The sequence below is a fragment of the Streptomyces sp. CBMA29 genome (genome assembly GCF_014596445.1).
Classification (GTDB): domain Bacteria; phylum Actinomycetota; class Actinomycetes; order Streptomycetales; family Streptomycetaceae; genus Actinacidiphila.
On sequence record NZ_MECL01000085.1, the window covers coordinates 1 to 15,284 of the forward strand.

Sequence of the window (15,284 nt, forward strand, 5' to 3'; positions counted from 1 at the left end):
GCCACCGGTCCGCCCGGCGGCGCGACGCGTCCGGCGCCGCCTGCGCGCACATCGCGATGATCTGCGCGGGCGACGGCCGCAGCGCGGGGTCCTTGATCAGACACCGCGTCACGATCTCCCGCAGCTCCCCCGGCAGCTCGTTGAGATCCGCCTCCCCGCCCCCGACGGCCGCCCCGCCGACAGCCGCGTACGCGGCGATCAGTCCCAGCGAGAACACATCGGCCGCGGGCCCTCCGGTCTTCCCCGCCACCTGCTCGGGCGCCAGGAACGCCTCCGCTGCGGGCGGCTCGTCGGCAACGGGTTCCCCCGTGAGCGAGACGGGCGCCGGCGCCTCGGCGGGCGAGCCTTGCGCTGCGGACGTATCGGCCACGCCCGTCAGGGCGAAGTCCTTGACGCGGGGGCCGTCGGCGGCGAGGAGGACGTGGGCCGGGGTGAGGGCGGCATGGGTGAGGCCGCAGTGGTGGATCGTGCGCAGCGCCTCGGCGATTCCGGCGACGAGCCGCAGGACGCTGGGGACGGGGAGCGGCCCGGTGGTGGTGACGGCGGTGCGCAGCGAGAGGCCGGGGACGTAGGCGGTGGCGAGCCAGGGGCCCGCGCCGGGGGCGTCGGCGCCGCCGTCGACGAAGGGGACGACGCAGGGCCCGTGCACCTGCCGCAGGGCGTGGACGTCGGGCGGGAACCGGTCGATCAGGCGGAGCGCGACCGGTATGCCGCCCGGCGCGTGCGCGAGGTAGACGCGCCCGCCGAGCCGCGCGCTGATCCGGTAGCCCGGGACGCCGGTCGGATCCTCGGCCGTCAGCGGCTGGAAGTGCTGAGCGCCCATCAGTCCCCGTTCCCTCGGCCGGTCACCGCCCCTTCCGGCCCTCACGCCGACGATACCGGAACACGCCACGCCGACCGCGGCCTGTTCGGCCATGGTCCCGTCACGGTATGCAGGAGTTATGCACACAAAGGGCGAGGTAGCCGGACTGCTGCTGGCGGCCGGTGGCGGACGGCGGCTGGGCGGGCGGCCGAAGGCGCTGCTGCCGTACGAGGGACGGCCGCTGGTGGAGCACGCGGTACGGGTGCTGCGCGCGGGCGGCTGCGGCCCGGTGCACGTGGTGCTGGGCGCGGCGGCCGACGAGGTGGTGGAGCGCGCCGACCTCTCCGGCTGCGTGGTGGTGCGCAATCCGCGCTGGGAGGAGGGCATGGGCTCCTCACTGCGGGCCGGGCTCGCCTCGCTCGCGGCGTCGGACGACGCCCCGGCCGCGGCGCTGATCGGTCTGGTGGACCAGCCCGGTGTGGGCGCGGCGGCGGTCGCCCGCGTGCTGGCGGCGGCCGGCGGAGGCGAGGCCCTGGTGTCGGCCCTGGCCTCCGCGGTGTACGACGGCAGGCGCGGTCACCCGGTGCTGATCGGCGGCGCCCGCTGGGCCGGGGTCGCGGGCGGCGCCACCGGGGACCGCGGGGCGCGTACGTATCTGCGCGAGCACGCCGACCACACCGTGCTCGTGGAGTGCGGTGACATCGGTGACCCGGCCGATATCGACACCCCCGCCGACCTGGGGCTTCTCCGGCCCGCCCCGGACCGGGCGGAGCCCCCGGCTGCACCCCGTGCCACACAGCGTTGAACTTCCGCACTGTGAAATCTATACTCCACCTTGCAGAACCGCCCGTACCTCGGACCGGCCCTGGCACCCGGTGCCAGTCCCGCACCCCGGCGGGCGCCAGACACACTCGCACTCTGGAGCAGTGACAGCATGTCCGCATCAGCGCCGTCTCCGGCCGTCGTCTCCGAGGCCGCCGGGCCCGTCCCCCGCGCGGAGGAGGTGCTGACCCCCGAGGCGCTGGTGTTCCTCGCCGAACTGCACCGCCGCTTCGCGCCCCGCCGCGCCGAGTTGCTGGCCCGCCGCCAGGAGCGGCGCGCCGAGATCGCCCGCACCGGCACCCTCGACTTCCTCCCGGAGACCGCGCACATCCGGAACGGCGACTGGCGGGTCGCCCCCGCGCCCGCCGCGCTCGAGGACCGCCGGGTGGAGATCACCGGCCCCACCGACCGCAAGATGACCATCAACGCGCTGAACTCCGGCGCGCGGATCTGGCTCGCCGACTTCGAGGACGCCTCCGCCCCCACCTGGGAGAACGTCATCGGCGGCCAGGTCAACATGATCGACGCCTACGAGCGCAGGATCGACTTCACCTCCCCCGAGGGCAAGACGTACGCGCTCGGCGCCCCGGCGGACCTGGCCACCGTCGTCATGCGCCCGCGCGGCTGGCACCTGCCCGAACGCCACCTCACCGTGGACGGCGAGCAGGTCCCCGGCGGCCTGGTCGACTTCGGCCTGTACTTCTTCCATAACGCCCAGCGGCTGATCGGCCTCGGCAAGGGCCCGTACTTCTACCTGCCCAAGACCGAGTCGCACCTCGAAGCCCGGCTGTGGAACGACGTGTTCGTCTTCGCGCAGGACTACGTGGGCGTCCCGCAGGGCACCGTGCGCGCGACCGTGCTGATCGAGACGATCACCGCCGCGTACGAGATGGACGAGATCCTGTACGAACTGCGCGACCACGCCTCGGGGTTGAACGCGGGCCGCTGGGACTACCTCTTCTCCATCGTCAAGAACTTCCGTGACGGCGGCGCCCGTTACGTGCTCCCGGACCGCAACGCGGTGACGATGACGGCCCCGTTCATGCGTGCGTACACCGAACTGCTGGTGCGCACCTGCCACAAGCGCGGTGCGCACGCGATCGGCGGGATGGCCGCCTTCATCCCGTCCCGGCGCGACGCGGAGGTCAACAAGGTCGCGTTCGAGAAGGTGCGCGCGGACAAGGACCGTGAGGCCGGGGACGGTTTCGACGGCTCGTGGGTCGCGCACCCCGACCTGGTGCCGATCGCCCGCGCCTCCTTCGACGCGGTCCTCGGCGACCGGCCGCACCAGAAGGACCGGCTGCGCGAGGACGTGCACGTCACCGCGGCCGAGCTGATCGACATCGCCTCGCTGGACGCGAAGCCGACCTTCGACGGCCTGCGCAACGCGGTGCAGGTCGGCACCCGTTACATCGAGGCGTGGCTGCGCGGCCTCGGCGCGGTGGCGATCTTCAACCTGATGGAGGACGCCGCCACCGCCGAGATCTCCCGCTCGCAGATCTGGCAGTGGATCAACGCGGGGGTCGTCTTCGAGAACGGCGAGAAAGCGACCCACGACCTCGTGCTGCGGGTGGCCGCCGACGAACTCGCCGCGATCCGCGGGGAGATCGGCGAGGAGGCGTTCGCGGCGGGCAAGTGGACCGAGGCCCATGAGCTGCTGCTGCGCACGGCGCTCGACGCGGAATACGTCGACTTCCTGACGCTGCCCGCCTACGAGCTGCTGGCGGGCTGAGCCCCGGCGCCCGGGAACGGCCGCCACGCCGAAACGCGCTTGCGCCCGGCGACGGCGGCCGTTCATGCTGCTCCGCATGCTCATCCGTGAAGTGACCGAGGCCGACTGGCCGCTGATCTGGCCCTTTCTACGGCGGATCTGCGCGGACGGCGAGACCTTCAGCTATCCGACGGACATCCCGGAGGCGACGGCCAGGGACTACTGGCTGCTTCCGCCGCCCGCCCGCACGGTCGTGGCGGTCGGCGAGGACGGCGCGGTGCTCGGCACCGCCAAGATGAACGCCAACCAGGGCGGCAACGCCGCCCATGTCTCCAGTGCCAGCTTCATGGTCGACCCCGCGCACCGCGGCCGCGGTGCGGGCCGCGCGCTGTGCGAGGAGGCGCTGCGCTGGGCGGCCCAAGAGGGCTTCCGCGCCATGCAGTTCAACGCCGTGGTGGAGTCCAACACGCACGCGGTGAAGCTGTACGAGTCGCTGGGCTTCCGGGTGATCGGTACGGTCCCCGAGGGCTTCCGGCATCCGCGTGCGGGCTATGTCGGCCTGCACATCATGCACCGGGCGCTGTGATCCCCGGCTTCCTGGGCGGGGTGCGGGCGGCGAGCCAGGAGTCGTAGGTGATCCGGCCGTCGGCGTGATCGGGGGTCAGATTTCCGCCCGCGCGCAGCGCGCCCGCCAGGCCGCCGGGCAGCCGCAGCGGTACGACGAGCCTGCGGCGGCCCGCCGCACGCAGGGTGGCGCGGGTCAGATCGGCGGCGCTGCGGATCTGCGGGCCGCCCAAGTCCGGTGCGTGGCCCACGGGTTCGCCTCCGGCCAGGTCCGCGAGCCGGTCCGCGACCTCGGTGACGTCGACCGGCTGGAAGCTCACTCCTGACAGCGTCAGGAGTGCGGGCAGCCGCCGCTGCGCGATGGTGAGCCGGGCCACCAGGTCGTGGAACTGGGTGGTGCGCAGGACCGTCCACGGCAGCCCGCTCTCCTCCACGACACTCTCCGCGGCGAGCTTGGCGCGGTAGTAGCCGAGCGGGACCCGGTCGACGCCGACGATCGAGATGTACACCAGGTGCGGGTCGCCGCCCGCGCGCACCGCCGCTCCGGTCAGCCGCTCGGTGGCCTCGACGTCGCCGCGGCCGTTGGTGGTCGCGCAGTGCGCGATCGTGCCGACGCCGTCGAAGAGCGCGCCGTCGATGCCGACGCCGGTCCGCAGGTCGCCGACCGCCCACTCGTACGGCCGCGCGTCGCCGGCCCCGCGCGGGCCGCGGCTGAGCACCCGCACCGGACGGCCGAGGGCGAGCAGCCGGTCGACCAGCGCGCGGCCGAGAGTCCCGGTGCCGCCGGTGACCAGGGTGACGGACCCCGAGGCGGGCTCGGCGGGCTCGGCGGGCTCGGCGGGCTCGGCGGCGGATCCTTCGGCGGGTACGGGCTCGGTCGGGCTCACGGGCGCTCACCTCTGGCTGTGGCGGAATCCTGCCTGCCGCGCCCCGCACCCGGCGGGGTGCGGACGTCCGGCTGAACGCATAGTAAACGGCCAGGAGCGGGAGGTCACCGCGTACCCGCCGTGCCTCCGGGCCCGGTGCGCGCGCCGGGACGCGGGCCGTGCGCGGTTCGGGGAGGCACCGCCCCCGGGGCCGTGGGGCCGAGCGTGGTCCCACGGTCCGGGGGCGGTGTCGCCGGACCCCGTCAGGACAGGGTCCGGCTACCGGTCGGGGGCCGTCCCTCCCCGACCGGTCGCTTTCGCAGCGGTGGCTGCGGCGGCTACGGTGACCGCGGCGTCACGCCAGGCCCGCGATCCGCGCGAGGCGCTGCGCCTCGGTCCTGGTGAGCCGCGCGATGGCGTCCTCGTCGGCGCGGGTGAGCCGGTTGTTCTCGACCACCGGTACGCCGTTGACCAGCGACAGGGTGACCGGGGCCGCGGCGCCGAAGACCAGCGCGGCGACGGGGTCGGCGATCGAGGCGTGCGCCATGCCGTCGAGCTTCCACAGCACGAGGTCGGCGAGCTTCCCGGCCTCCAGGGAGCCGATCTCGGCGGTACGGCCGAGCACGCGCGCGCCGCCGTACGTGCCCAGGCGCAGGGCCTGACGGGCGTTCAGCGCCCTCTCGCCGCCGCCGAGGCGGTTGATGAGCAGGGCGTTGCGCAGTTCGGTGTGGAGTTCACCGGACTCATTGGAGGCGGTGCCGTCCACGCCGAGGCCGACCGGGACCCCGGCGGCGAGCATGTCGGGCACCCGGGCGATGCCCGCGGCCAGCCGGGCGTTGGACGACGGGCAGTGCGCGACGCCGGTCCCGGTGCGGGCGAAGGCGGCGATGTCGGAGTCGTTCATGTGGACGCAGTGCGCCATCCACACGTCGTCGCCGAGCCAGCCGGTGGACTCGAAGTAGTCCGTCGGGCCCATGCCGAACAGCTCGTGGCAGAACTTCTCCTCCTCCACCGTCTCGCTGCCGTGCGTGTGCAGCCGGACGCCCTTGCGGCGGGCCAGCACCGCTGCCTCGCGCAGCAGTTCGGTGGAGACCGAGAAGGGCGAGCAGGGCGCGGCGGCGATGTGCAGCATCGAGCCGAAGGAGGCGTCGTGGTGGGTGTCGATGGCCTCCTCGGTCGCGAGCAGCGCGCCCTCGGTGGTCTCCACGGCGAAGTCCGGCGGCAGTCCGCCGTCGCTCTTGCCGCGGTCCATCGAGCCGCGGGCGGCGGTGAAGCGCACGCCCAGTTCGGCGGCGGCGCGGATCTCGGCGCCCAGCAGGTCGCCCGCGCCGCGCGGGAAGACGTAGTGGTGGTCCATCGCGGTGGTGACGCCGCCGCGGGCCATCACGCCGAGCGATCCGGAGGCCGCCGCGTAGACCATCGGTTCGTCGATCCGCGCCCACGTCGGGTACAGCTCGACCAGCCAGTTGAAGAGGTTGCTGTTCTGGGCGAGGCCGCGGGTGATCCACTGGTAGAAGTGGTGGTGGGTGTTGACCAGGCCGGGGGTGACGAGGTGTCCGGTGCCGTCGATCCGGCGGGTGACGTTCTCCAGGCCGGCGGGGGCCGGGCCCGCTGCGACGGACTCGATCAGATTGCCCGCGACGACGACGTGACCGGTGGCGTACTCGGTGTCGTCGGCGTCGACGGTGGCGATGGAACAGTTCTCGATGACGATGCGGTTGCTCATGGTGGTGCCTCTCAGTCCGTCACCGGGATGCGGGGCTCGGCGCCGTCGCGCAGCACGGTGCCCTCGATGAGGCCGTACGGACGGTCGGCCGCGAGGTAGACCTCGTTGTCGTTCTTGAGGCCGAACGGCTCCAGGTCGACCAGGAAGTGGTGCTTGTTGGGCAGCGAGAGCCGGACCTCGTCCACGTAGGAGCGGGTGGTGATGACGCGCGAGCCCATCGCGTAGAGGGTCTGCTGGAGCGAGAGCGAGTACGTCTCGGCGAACGCCTCCAGCAGGTCCGTACGGACCTGCCCGTACGCCTTCTCCCACTGCGGGGCGCGCCGCTCGTCGCTGGTCCAGTTGAACCGCCAGCGGGCGGTGACCTCAGTGGCGAGGACGCGGTCGTACGCCTCTTTGAGGGTCGTGTACTCGTCCTTGACGAAGCCCCAGAACTCGGAGTTGGTGGAGTTCATCACCACCAGGTCCTTCAGGCCCGAGACGACCTGCCATCTCTCGCCGTCGTAGCTGATCTCGGTGGTGCGGGTCTCCTGGCCCTTGCGGACGAAGGAGTGCTGGATCTCATCGGCGCCGATGAAGCGGGAGCCCGCTTCTGAGGCGGCGATCCGCTCCCAGGAGTATTCCTCTATCCGTATCCGGGCCCGCTTGATCGGCTCCTGGCTGGTGACGAAGTGCCGGGCGAGGTGGATGCCGAACTGCTCGGCGGACTCGATGCCGTGTTCCTTGGCGAAGGCGAACACCGTGTTCTTGGTGGTGTCGGTCGGCAGCACGTTGGCGTTGGAGCCGGACAGGTGCACCTCGTCCATGTCGCCGGAGAGCGCGACCGAGACGTTCAGGTCCTTGATGTGGTGCGTGCGGCCGTCGCGGGTGATCCTGACGACGCGGTTCTCTGCCTTGCCGTACTGGTTCTGGCCGAGCAAGACCGGGTGGGACGGGCGGGAAGTGGCGGTCATCGGAGCTAGCTCCCTCGGTATACGGAGTAGCCGAACGGATTGAGCAGCAGCGGTACGTGATAGTGCTCGCCCGGCCGGACGGCGAAGACGATCGCCACCTCCGGGAAGAAAGCTCCGCTGTCCCTTGCGCGGGGGGCGTCCTGCTGTGCGTTGGCTCGGGCGGTGAGGTACGGCTCCACGTCGAAGTGCAGCCGTACGTGGGCGGTGCCTTCCGGCAGTGCCGGGAGATCCTTGCAGCGGCCGTCGCCGTCGGTCTTCGACGAACCGTGCGGCGACCAGATCCCGCCGGACGAGGCGCGCACCGACAGGTGGACGGGCACGCCTTCGGCCGGGCGGCCGACGCTCGTGTCCAGGATGTGCGTGGACACCGACGTGTCGGTCATGAGGGATCTCCTTCGGACGCGGTCTCGGCTACGGCTCCGGGACCGACAGGTACGTCAGCCTCGGGTGCGGCCTCGGCGAGGCGGGTGAGCCGGATGCGGTTGATCTTCCCCAGTTCGGCGCGGACGGTCTCGCGTTCGGTGTCCGTGTCGCGGCCGATCCGCTCCTTGAGGGCGGCCAGCATCTGCCCACCGGTCCTGCCGGTGGCGCAGATCAGGAAGACATGGCCGTGCGCGTCCTGGTAGGCCAGGTTGAGCGCGAGCAGTTCCTCGCGCTCGGCCGCGCCGACCCCGCTCTGCTCCCGCGCCGACGTGGCGTCGCCCGGCGTCGGGCGGCCGATCGGCGGGTGTCCGGCCATCGCCTGCGCGAGGTCGTCCGCGGTGAGCGCCGCCATGGCCGTGTCGCTCGCCGCGAACAGGTCGTCGAGGCGGTCGTACGGCCGTCCGGCGGCCAGCGCGGCGGCCCACGCCGTACTGGCGCACACCTCGTGGAGCAGCGCGGACGCCGCTGACGAGGTGGCCTCGTTGAGCCGGGAAAGACCCGGCGATGCGCTGGAAGTCACAGTCGCAAGCTACGAGCCGCCGCGTCACGACGTCAACAGTTTGTTGAAAACTTCCGGTAACAAAGCCGTCCGGAGGGCGAAGGGCAGAGGAAACGGCGGCCGGTCACTCGCTCTCGCGGGCGCTCTTCTCGCTGTTCAGGGCGTTCTCCCTGTTCAGGTAGTTGTAGACGGTGAAGCGGCTGACGCCGAGCGCGGACGCGACGGTCTCCACGCCGTGCCGCACGGAGAAGGCGCCGCGCTCCTCCAGGATGCGGACGACGGTCTGCTTGTCCTTGCGGCCCAGGGCGGGCAGCGAGCCGTGACGGCGTTCGAGGTCGGCCAGCAGGTGGTCGAGGGAGTCGGCCAGATGGGGCAGCCGGACCGCCACCACCTCCTCGCCCTCCCAGCTCAGCACCACGTCGTCGCCGCGCGCCTCGTCCGGCGCGACCATCTCCGCGCCCATGGCGTCCACCAGCGGTTTCACCGCCGCGGCGAAGGGGTGCCCCCCGGTGCCCGTCACGTGCCGTCCTCCTGCGCCCGGCCGGCCGCTGCGACCACGTTGACCTGGAGCGACACCCGGGTGGCGCCCGCGGCCAGCGTGCGCCGCAGCAGCTCCGCGACGGCCACGACGACCGCGTCGGCCTCGCCCTCGGCGGTGTTGCCGAACGGGCCGACGTCCACCGCGTCGAGCGACGCGCCCTCGACCACCTCGCGGGCCACCACCGCGTGCTCGGGCGGCTCGTCCAGGTCGAACGGCTCGGTCGTGAATTCCAGCCTCAGTCTCACCAGGGCCCCTCGGGTGGCTGCGCTACGTGCCCGCCGTCCCCCGCCCTGCCGGACGGTCCTGCCCGGACGGCGGTGTCGATACGGTCGACGCGTTCGGTGTATTCAGTGCGGTCGGTGCGCTCAATGCGGTCGATGCGACCTTAACCGACGGCATACGGGCCTGTACCGCCACGGTCATCGCCGCGATACCCGCTTCGAGGGTGAGGCGGGGGTGCGGGGCGAAGCGCGGCGAGTGGTTCGGCGGCAGCGCCGCCAGCCGCCCGGCCGTGTCCGTGTCGCCGCGGCCCGCCTCGGCCCACTGCCGGGGGCCGACCGCGCCGAGCATCCAGTAGCCGGTCTGTATCCCCGGCACGCCGTGCAGCGCGCGGCCCGCGTCCCCGTAGAGCGCGAAGTCCTCCGTCGCCGTCGACGGCTGCCAGCGGGTGACGCGCTGCGGACCGAAGGCGGCCTCGTGGGCGCGGCGCACGGCGGTGGTCAGCTCGGCGTCGGGCACAGTGGGGCAGGAACGGGACAGGACGCGCAGGTCGGGGGCGGGCGGCTGCGGGTCCGGCGAGGCGGCGGACTCGGCGCGCGCGATGCGGCGGACGGCGGCCACGGCCCGGTCGAGCGCCGCGTCGGAGAAGGCGCGCACGGTCACCTGGAGGGTCGCGGAGTCCGCGATGACGTTCCCCGCGCCCGGCGTGCCCGCCCGTACCGAGCCGACCGTGAGCACCAGCGGCTCGCCGGGACCCGTCTCACGGGACACGACGGTCTGGAGGCGCAGGACGACGGCCGCCGCCGTGATCACCGGGTCGGCGGCGAACTGCGGTGTGGAGGCGTGGCCGCCGCGGCCGTACAGCACGATCTCCAGGGTGACGCTGCCCGCGAGCAGCGGGCCCTGCGCGTGCGCGACCATGCCCGCGGGCAGCGGCACCACATGCTGCGCGAGGACGTCGTCGGGCACGGGGAAGCGCCGGTAGAGGCCGTCGGCGAGCATGGCGGCGGCGCCGCTCAGCGTCTCCTCGGCCGGCTGGCCGACGACGACGAGCGTGCCCTGCCACCGGTCGGCGGCCCCCGCGAGCGACGCCGCCGCGCCCGCCGCGCACGCCAGGTGCATGTCGTGGCCGCAGGCGTGCATGACGGGGACGGGGGCGCCGTCGGGCCCGGCCGCGGTGGCGGAACTGGCGTACGCCAGGCCGGTGTTCTCGCGTACGGGGAGGGCGTCCAGCTCCGCGCGGAGCATGACGACGGGGCCGGGGCCGTTGGCCAGCACCCCGACCACGCCGTGGCCGCCGACACCGCGCTCGACGCGCAGTCCCGCGGCCCTGAGCGCGGCGGCGAAGCGGGCGGCGGTGCGCTCCTCGGCCCCGGACAGCTCGGGGTGCCGGTGCAGGTCCAGATACAGCTCGGCGGCGCGGGTCAGGACGGGGTCGGAGACGGTTCCTGGGACGGGCGCGGATACGGGCGCGGATACGGGCGCGGGTCCGGTCGGCGGGTTCATCGGGCGCTCCGGGCGGGGGTCGGGGGCGGAGGTACCGGGGGCGGGGGTGCCGGAATGCGGGTCACGTGACAGGGGCGGCGGGCGGTGCAAGCGGGATGACAGCGGGCGGCAGGGTGATTCGCCAGTGGACGCGCGTAGAAAGATGGGGCCGGTCCGTCGCGGGCCGCGCTCCCTGCTGAGAAGGAGTCATCATGGCTGACATCTCCAAGCTGGACACGCCGCTCGCCTCTCTGGCCCAGGAGATCCTGGAGCTCGAGTCGGAGACCTTCGAGATCACCGACTACTCGGACGCCAGCGAGGTCATGCTCGGCTCGTCGACGAGCTGCTCCAGCACCAGCACCTGCTCCAGCACCACCAGCACCACGAGCTGCACCGCCTGACGAGCCACCACCCGCTTCACGCTCCGCGGACCGGCCTCCCCGGTCCGCGGAGTAGTCATGTCTCGGCGTCGTCATGTCTCGGCGTCTTCATGTCTCGGCGTCGTCATCGTCGGGTTCCTCGAAGATTCCTCAGGGATTCCTACGGGAACGGGTGCGGCACCCGCCGCACCTCGTCGTCGCGCAGGTCGTCGGGGCGCAGGCCGCCGCGGCGCTGTGCGGTACGCAGCCGGGGCATGGTCAGCGCGCGCTGCCGGGGCCAGCCGAAGTCGATCGGCAGCAGGCCGGGCGCGAGCGTGCAGACCGTCCGCAGGCCCATCCGGCGCTGCTCCGGGGTCGTCTGGTCGACCACGACGACATCGCATCCGGCGCGCGCCAGCTCGTCCCGGCACCACAGGACGTCGTCGCGCAGGTCGAGCCCGCGCGGCCGGTCCCGCTCCCACCGCGCGTAGACCTCGTCCAACGGCCTGACGGCGGGCGGCTCCAGGTAGCTGCCGACGTGCTCCCTCATCAGCGGCAGGCCGAACAGGGCCGCGTGGTCGGGGAGTCGGCGGACGAGGTCGAAGTCCTCGGCCATCGCCTCCAGTTCGGCCGGACGCTCCGTCACCTGCCGTGGCAGATGCGGGAGATACGTCAGGATCTCGGAGACCGCCGACTCCACCGCGGTCTCCGGGTCGAAGGCGGCGCCAGCGGCGAAGGCGAGCGTGCCGGGGCCGCCGTCGCGGCGGACGGCGAGGCCGGTGACGACCGGCACGGCGAGGTCGATTCGGTTGTCGAAGGCGTGCACGTCGTAGCCGCACAGCGCCGCGCGGTCGGTCATGGCGCGCACCACCGGGCTGCGGCAGGAGCCGAGGTCGATCTCGGTGAGCCGGGCGTTGCCGTACCAGCCGAGCAGGAACGCGTCGCGCTCGATGAGTTCGAGCAGGCCGAACAGCACGGCCTCCTCCAGGCAACTGCCGATCGCGCAGCCGTTGGAGCACTCGAAGACGAAGTGGTCGGCGGCGGTGCCCGCGCTGTAGTAGACCAGCCGGGCCGGCACCAGCACCTCCCGCTCGTCGCGCAGCGACCAGCCGCGTACCCACGGGATCGGCCGCGCCGGGTCGAAGGGCGCGATCATCGGGTCGGCGGCGTAGGTCTCCGGCGTGTAGAGCCCGCAGTCGCGCGGGTCGAGGGCCGCGTCGCCGAGGTTGTCGTACGAGTCGGTGACGATGCCGCCGGTCTCCCTGCGGTGGGTGCCCGCGTACCGTTCCAGCCCTTCGAGGAACGCCAAGTCCCTGCTGTGCGCGAAGGAGTTGGCCTGGCCGCTCCAGGTGACGTCGGTCAGGCCCGCGTAACCGCGCATGAAGACGCTGCCCGCGACGGGCGCGGTGGTCGGCGAGGTGACATCGCTCCAGGTGCCCGCGCCGAGCACCCCGCACACGGGGTTGGCGAGCGCGGCGGTCGGCAGGGCGTACGCGCCGGGTGACCGCAGCCGGTAGCTGTCGGGGGTGGGCTTGAGGCGCGAGACGGGAAAGGGCTCGGCCTCCGGCCCGGTCGCGAGGAAGGACCCGGGCCCGGACGGGTGGGGCCCGGACGGGGCGGTACCGGATACGTCGGCGGCGGATACGTCGGGACCGGCCGCCTCGGGCCGTGGCAGGTCGGGCCCGGTCGGTGCGTTCGTCGCGGGCGGTGCGCCGTGCGGGTGCGGTGCGCCGTGCGGGTGCGGGCACAGCGGGTCGGCGAGCAGCGGCACGGTCTGGACGAGGCCGGTCTCCAGGTCGTACCGGGTGACCCGGGGCAGGTCGTGGCCGCCGGTCCCGGTCTCTGCCCCGGCCGCGGTCCCGGCCCCGGCCTTCCGCCCGAGGGTCAGTTCGTGGAGGGCCCAGACCGCGTCGACCGTGAAGTCGGGCAGCACGGGCCAGCGCCCGGCGGCGGTACGGGCGAGGCCCGTCTCCAGCGCTTCGCGTTCGGTACGGGTGCGCAGCCGCTGCCAGCGGATGGCCAGGCAGGTGCCGCAGGCGGCCTCGGCGGGCGAACCGCCCCAGGGGCCGAGGAGCACGGCGTCGGCGGTCAGGTGCACGGTGGCGCGGGCCCGCTGCCCGGCGGTCTCGGCCGGTTCGGGGCGCAGCACATCGGTGCCGCCGACGACGGCGGTCCCGGGCGCGGGCGCGGCGGCGCGGGCGGCCCGCGCCGCCAGCCGCCGTTCCAGGTCGCGGCCCGCGGACTCCAGCGGCGTCTGCCCGGGGACCTCGGGCACGTGAGCGGGCCGTACCGCGGTGTCGAGGCTCATGTCCGGTTGCTCCAGCGGAAGGTGCGGGCGGCGATCAGCCCGAAAACGACGGTGAAGGCGGCCAGGCCGCCGCAGTCGACGGCCAGTGAGGCGAAGTCGGCGCGGCCCGCCAGCACATCGGTGAGGCCGTGGTCGAGGTAACGCAGCGGCAGCACCCACGACATCGTCTGGATCCAGCCGGGCAGCAGGTCCGCCGGGTAGAAGGAGCCGGACAGGAACGCCATCGGCACCATCACGCAGTTGGCGATGGCGGCGACCGCCTCCGGGGTGTCGGCGAGGCTGCCGACGACCAGGCCCATCGCCAGGAAGGCGGCGACGCCGAAGACCAGCAGCGGCAGCGCGAGCGGCCAACTCCCGTCCAGGTGAAGGCCGAAGAAGGGCAGCAGCGCGACCGCCGTGAACAGCACCGCCTGCGACAGGCCGACCACGACGGCGACCACGAAGCGCGAGGCGAGGACGGTGGGCAGCGGCGTCGGCGTACGCCAGATCAGCCGCAGGATGTCGTCGCGCCGCCAGTGCATCAGCGCGAAGGCCGGGCCGAACAGCGCCGCGTTGCCGACGCCCCACGAGAGCACGCCGGGTGCCACGTAGTTGATGTACGCCAGGCCCCCGTCGACCGACTGGCCGCGGAAGAGCAGGCCGAAGACGACCAGGAAGACCAGCGGGAAGGCGAAGGTGAAGAAGACGGTGGTGCGGTCGCGTATCGACGCCAGGTAAGTGGCCCTGGTCAGCGCGGAGTAGGCGGTGGTGGTGGTCATGGACGGTGCTCCGTTCCGACGGCGGCCGTCGTGGTGGCGGTCCCGGTGGCGGTCCCGGTGTCGGGATCGGAGTCGGGATCGGAGTCGGGGCCCGCGGCCTTCGCCGTTCCGGCTCCCGCGACTCCTCCGGTTCCCGGTCCCGTCAGCCGCAGATACGCGTCCTCCAGGGTCGCGGTCCTGGTCTGGATCGCGTCCATGTCGACGAATTCGCCGAGCGCGACCAGCACCCGGTTGGCGTGCCGGGTCTCGACGACGACCTCGGCGCCCTCCAGGAACACCCGGTCGACGCCCTCGACGGCGCGCGCCCGGTCGAGCGTGATCCGGCCGGCGGGGATCAGCAGCCGCGCGGGCGCGGCCATCGACCTGATCAGCGAGCCGGGGCTGTCGAGCGCCACGACGCGGCCGCCGGCGATGATCGCCACCCGGTCGCACAGCGCTTCCGCCTCGTCCAGGTAGTGCGTGGTGTAGACGATGGTGCGGCCCTCGCCGCGCAGGTCCCGCAGCACCGACCACAGGGCGCGGCGCGCCTCGGGGTCGAGCGCGGCGGTCGGCTCGTCGAGGAAGATCAGGTCGGGCTCGTGGACCAGCGCGGTGGCCAGCGCCAGGCGCTGCCGCTGGCCGCCCGACAGGTCGTCGACCCGGCTGCGCTCCTTGTCCCGCAGCCCGACCAGGTCCATCGCGTGCCGCGCGGCGGCGCGGTCCACGCCCTGGAGCGCGGCGACCGTCTCCAGGTGCTCCCACGCGGTCAGCCGCGTGAAGAAGGCCGACGCCTGGGTCTGCACCCCGATCCGCCGCAGCAGCGCGATGTTCCGCGGCCACGGGCTCTCGCCGAACACGGCGACCTTGCCCGCGTCGGCCTTCCGCATCCCCTCCACGATCTCCACGAGCGTGGTCTTTCCGGCCCCGTTGGGCCCGAGAACGCCGAAGAACTCGCCCTGCTCGACCGTCAGCGACACCCCGTCGAGGGCGTGCACCTCGCCGTACCGCTTGCTGACCCCGACCAGTTCGATCGCCGGCCCCGTCGGACGTGCGGTTCGTTTCATGTCGCCTTTCTCCCGCTCCTGAGGTGTCCCCGCTGACGCGGGCCGTTCAGAGTCCTTCGCGCTCCCCACGCCCCCCGCGCTCCCCGCCGCGCCGGACGGCCCCGCCCCGTCGGCCGCGGATGTCGGCCGCCCGGCCGGGGAGCCGGTGGGTGTCACAGCCGAAGCGGTCGTCGCGGAGCCGCCGCCCGACCGGAGGTCGGCCGTCTCA

Annotated in this window: 16 protein-coding genes; 4 read left to right on the top strand and 12 right to left on the bottom strand. The window is 73.4% G+C overall.

Annotated features, from left to right (window positions below; all coding sequences use genetic code 11):
* Positions 1 to 823, bottom strand: an 823-nt coding sequence (locus BGM09_RS13230) for a protein kinase domain-containing protein (RefSeq protein WP_411158299.1), incomplete at its 3' end; no start/stop codon positions are given.
* A 118-nt stretch (positions 824 to 941) separates the two neighbouring features.
* On the opposite strand from BGM09_RS13230, the gene BGM09_RS13235 reads away from it, so the two are divergent.
* From BGM09_RS13235 to BGM09_RS13245, 3 genes are all read left to right on the top strand, one after another.
* Positions 942 to 1,607: an NTP transferase domain-containing protein gene (locus tag BGM09_RS13235; RefSeq protein WP_188281741.1), complete on the top strand. Its 666-nt coding sequence runs from the start codon at positions 942 to 944 to the stop codon at positions 1,605 to 1,607.
* A 129-nt stretch (positions 1,608 to 1,736) separates the two neighbouring features.
* On the top strand, positions 1,737 to 3,356 hold the full coding sequence (gene aceB, locus BGM09_RS13240; RefSeq protein ID WP_188281742.1) for a malate synthase A: 1,620 nt from the start codon (positions 1,737 to 1,739) through the stop codon (positions 3,354 to 3,356).
* A 76-nt stretch (positions 3,357 to 3,432) separates the two neighbouring features.
* On the top strand, positions 3,433 to 3,921 hold the full coding sequence (locus BGM09_RS13245; RefSeq protein ID WP_188281743.1) for a GNAT family N-acetyltransferase: 489 nt from the start codon (positions 3,433 to 3,435) through the stop codon (positions 3,919 to 3,921).
* Here BGM09_RS13245 and BGM09_RS13250 read toward each other — a convergent pair.
* The 8 genes from BGM09_RS13250 to BGM09_RS13285 all read right to left on the bottom strand — a co-directional run bounded on the left by BGM09_RS13250 (position 3,902) and on the right by BGM09_RS13285 (position 10,629).
* Complete coding sequence (locus tag BGM09_RS13250) at positions 3,902 to 4,693, bottom strand: SDR family oxidoreductase (RefSeq protein ID WP_188281753.1); 792 nt, start codon at positions 4,691 to 4,693, stop codon at positions 3,902 to 3,904. The two genes, BGM09_RS13245 and BGM09_RS13250, sit on opposite strands and share 20 nt — an antisense overlap.
* A gap of 427 nt (positions 4,694 to 5,120) precedes the next feature.
* Positions 5,121 to 6,491 carry an 8-oxoguanine deaminase gene (locus BGM09_RS13255; RefSeq protein WP_188281744.1) on the bottom strand — a complete coding sequence of 457 codons (1,371 nt, stop codon included), beginning with the start codon at positions 6,489 to 6,491 and terminating at the stop codon, positions 5,121 to 5,123.
* An 11-nt stretch (positions 6,492 to 6,502) separates the two neighbouring features.
* Positions 6,503 to 7,441, bottom strand: coding sequence for a factor-independent urate hydroxylase (gene pucL / locus BGM09_RS13260; RefSeq protein ID WP_188281745.1), 939 nt, complete (start codon positions 7,439 to 7,441; stop codon positions 6,503 to 6,505).
* 5 nt (positions 7,442 to 7,446) lie between these two features.
* The gene (uraH, locus tag BGM09_RS13265) at positions 7,447 to 7,824 is read right to left on the bottom strand and encodes a hydroxyisourate hydrolase (RefSeq protein ID WP_188281746.1); all 378 of its coding nucleotides are present in this window, start codon (positions 7,822 to 7,824) and stop codon (positions 7,447 to 7,449) included.
* The gene (gene uraD / locus BGM09_RS13270) at positions 7,821 to 8,384 is read right to left on the bottom strand and encodes a 2-oxo-4-hydroxy-4-carboxy-5-ureidoimidazoline decarboxylase (protein ID WP_188281747.1); all 564 of its coding nucleotides are present in this window, start codon (positions 8,382 to 8,384) and stop codon (positions 7,821 to 7,823) included. The genes uraH and uraD overlap by 4 nt, the downstream gene beginning before the upstream one ends.
* A 103-nt stretch (positions 8,385 to 8,487) precedes the next feature.
* Entirely contained in the window at positions 8,488 to 8,883 is a 396-nt protein-coding gene (locus BGM09_RS13275; protein WP_317452687.1) for a helix-turn-helix domain-containing protein, read from the bottom strand.
* Entirely contained in the window at positions 8,880 to 9,149 is a 270-nt protein-coding gene (locus BGM09_RS13280) for a hypothetical protein (RefSeq protein WP_188281748.1), read from the bottom strand. The genes BGM09_RS13275 and BGM09_RS13280 overlap by 4 nt, the downstream gene beginning before the upstream one ends.
* Positions 9,150 to 9,171: 22 nt before the next feature.
* Positions 9,172 to 10,629 (bottom strand): amidohydrolase, encoded by a 1,458-nt coding sequence (locus BGM09_RS13285; protein ID WP_188281749.1) that lies wholly within the window; start codon positions 10,627 to 10,629, stop codon positions 9,172 to 9,174.
* 191 nt (positions 10,630 to 10,820) lie between these two features.
* Here BGM09_RS13285 and BGM09_RS13290 point away from each other — a divergent pair, with 191 nt between their 5' ends.
* Positions 10,821 to 11,009, top strand: a complete 189-nt coding sequence (locus tag BGM09_RS13290; RefSeq protein WP_093711265.1) for a thiazolylpeptide-type bacteriocin — start codon at positions 10,821 to 10,823, stop codon at positions 11,007 to 11,009.
* A gap of 139 nt (positions 11,010 to 11,148) precedes the next feature.
* On the opposite strand, the gene BGM09_RS13295 is transcribed toward BGM09_RS13290, so the two are convergent.
* From BGM09_RS13295 to BGM09_RS13305, 3 genes are read right to left on the bottom strand one after another with little or no spacing between them, the layout of a single operon-like run.
* A complete protein-coding gene (locus BGM09_RS13295; RefSeq protein ID WP_188281750.1) occupies positions 11,149 to 13,275 on the bottom strand; it encodes a TOMM precursor leader peptide-binding protein in 2,127 nt (708 codons plus the stop codon).
* The gene (locus BGM09_RS13300) at positions 13,272 to 14,033 is read right to left on the bottom strand and encodes an ABC transporter permease (RefSeq protein WP_188281751.1); all 762 of its coding nucleotides are present in this window, start codon (positions 14,031 to 14,033) and stop codon (positions 13,272 to 13,274) included. Before BGM09_RS13300 ends, BGM09_RS13295 begins: the two co-directional genes overlap by 4 nt.
* Positions 14,030 to 15,076, bottom strand: coding sequence for an ABC transporter ATP-binding protein (locus BGM09_RS13305; protein WP_188281752.1), 1,047 nt, complete (start codon positions 15,074 to 15,076; stop codon positions 14,030 to 14,032). The genes BGM09_RS13300 and BGM09_RS13305 overlap by 4 nt, the downstream gene beginning before the upstream one ends.
* Positions 15,077 to 15,284: the final 208 nt, after the last annotated feature.

Bases quoted from the DNA above. Each gene is read 5' to 3' on its own strand.
- BGM09_RS13300 (WP_188281751.1), bottom strand. From the start codon at position 14,033: ATGACCACCACCACCGCCTACTCCGCGCTGACCAGGGCCACTTACCTG.
- BGM09_RS13295 (WP_188281750.1), bottom strand. From the start codon at position 13,275: ATGAGCCTCGACACCGCGGTACGGCCCGCTCACGTGCCCGAGGTCCCC.
- uraH (WP_188281746.1), bottom strand. From the start codon at position 7,824: ATGACCGACACGTCGGTGTCCACGCACATCCTGGACACGAGCGTCGGC.
- aceB (WP_188281742.1), top strand. From the start codon at position 1,737: ATGTCCGCATCAGCGCCGTCTCCGGCCGTCGTCTCCGAGGCCGCCGGG.
- BGM09_RS13285 (WP_188281749.1), bottom strand. From the start codon at position 10,629: ATGAACCCGCCGACCGGACCCGCGCCCGTATCCGCGCCCGTATCCGCG.
- BGM09_RS13290 (WP_093711265.1), top strand. From the start codon at position 10,821: ATGGCTGACATCTCCAAGCTGGACACGCCGCTCGCCTCTCTGGCCCAG.
- BGM09_RS13305 (WP_188281752.1), bottom strand. From the start codon at position 15,076: ATGAAACGAACCGCACGTCCGACGGGGCCGGCGATCGAACTGGTCGGG.
- pucL (WP_188281745.1), bottom strand. From the start codon at position 7,441: ATGACCGCCACTTCCCGCCCGTCCCACCCGGTCTTGCTCGGCCAGAAC.
- BGM09_RS13235 (WP_188281741.1), top strand. From the start codon at position 942: ATGCACACAAAGGGCGAGGTAGCCGGACTGCTGCTGGCGGCCGGTGGC.
- BGM09_RS13245 (WP_188281743.1), top strand. From the start codon at position 3,433: ATGCTCATCCGTGAAGTGACCGAGGCCGACTGGCCGCTGATCTGGCCC.
- BGM09_RS13255 (WP_188281744.1), bottom strand. From the start codon at position 6,491: ATGAGCAACCGCATCGTCATCGAGAACTGTTCCATCGCCACCGTCGAC.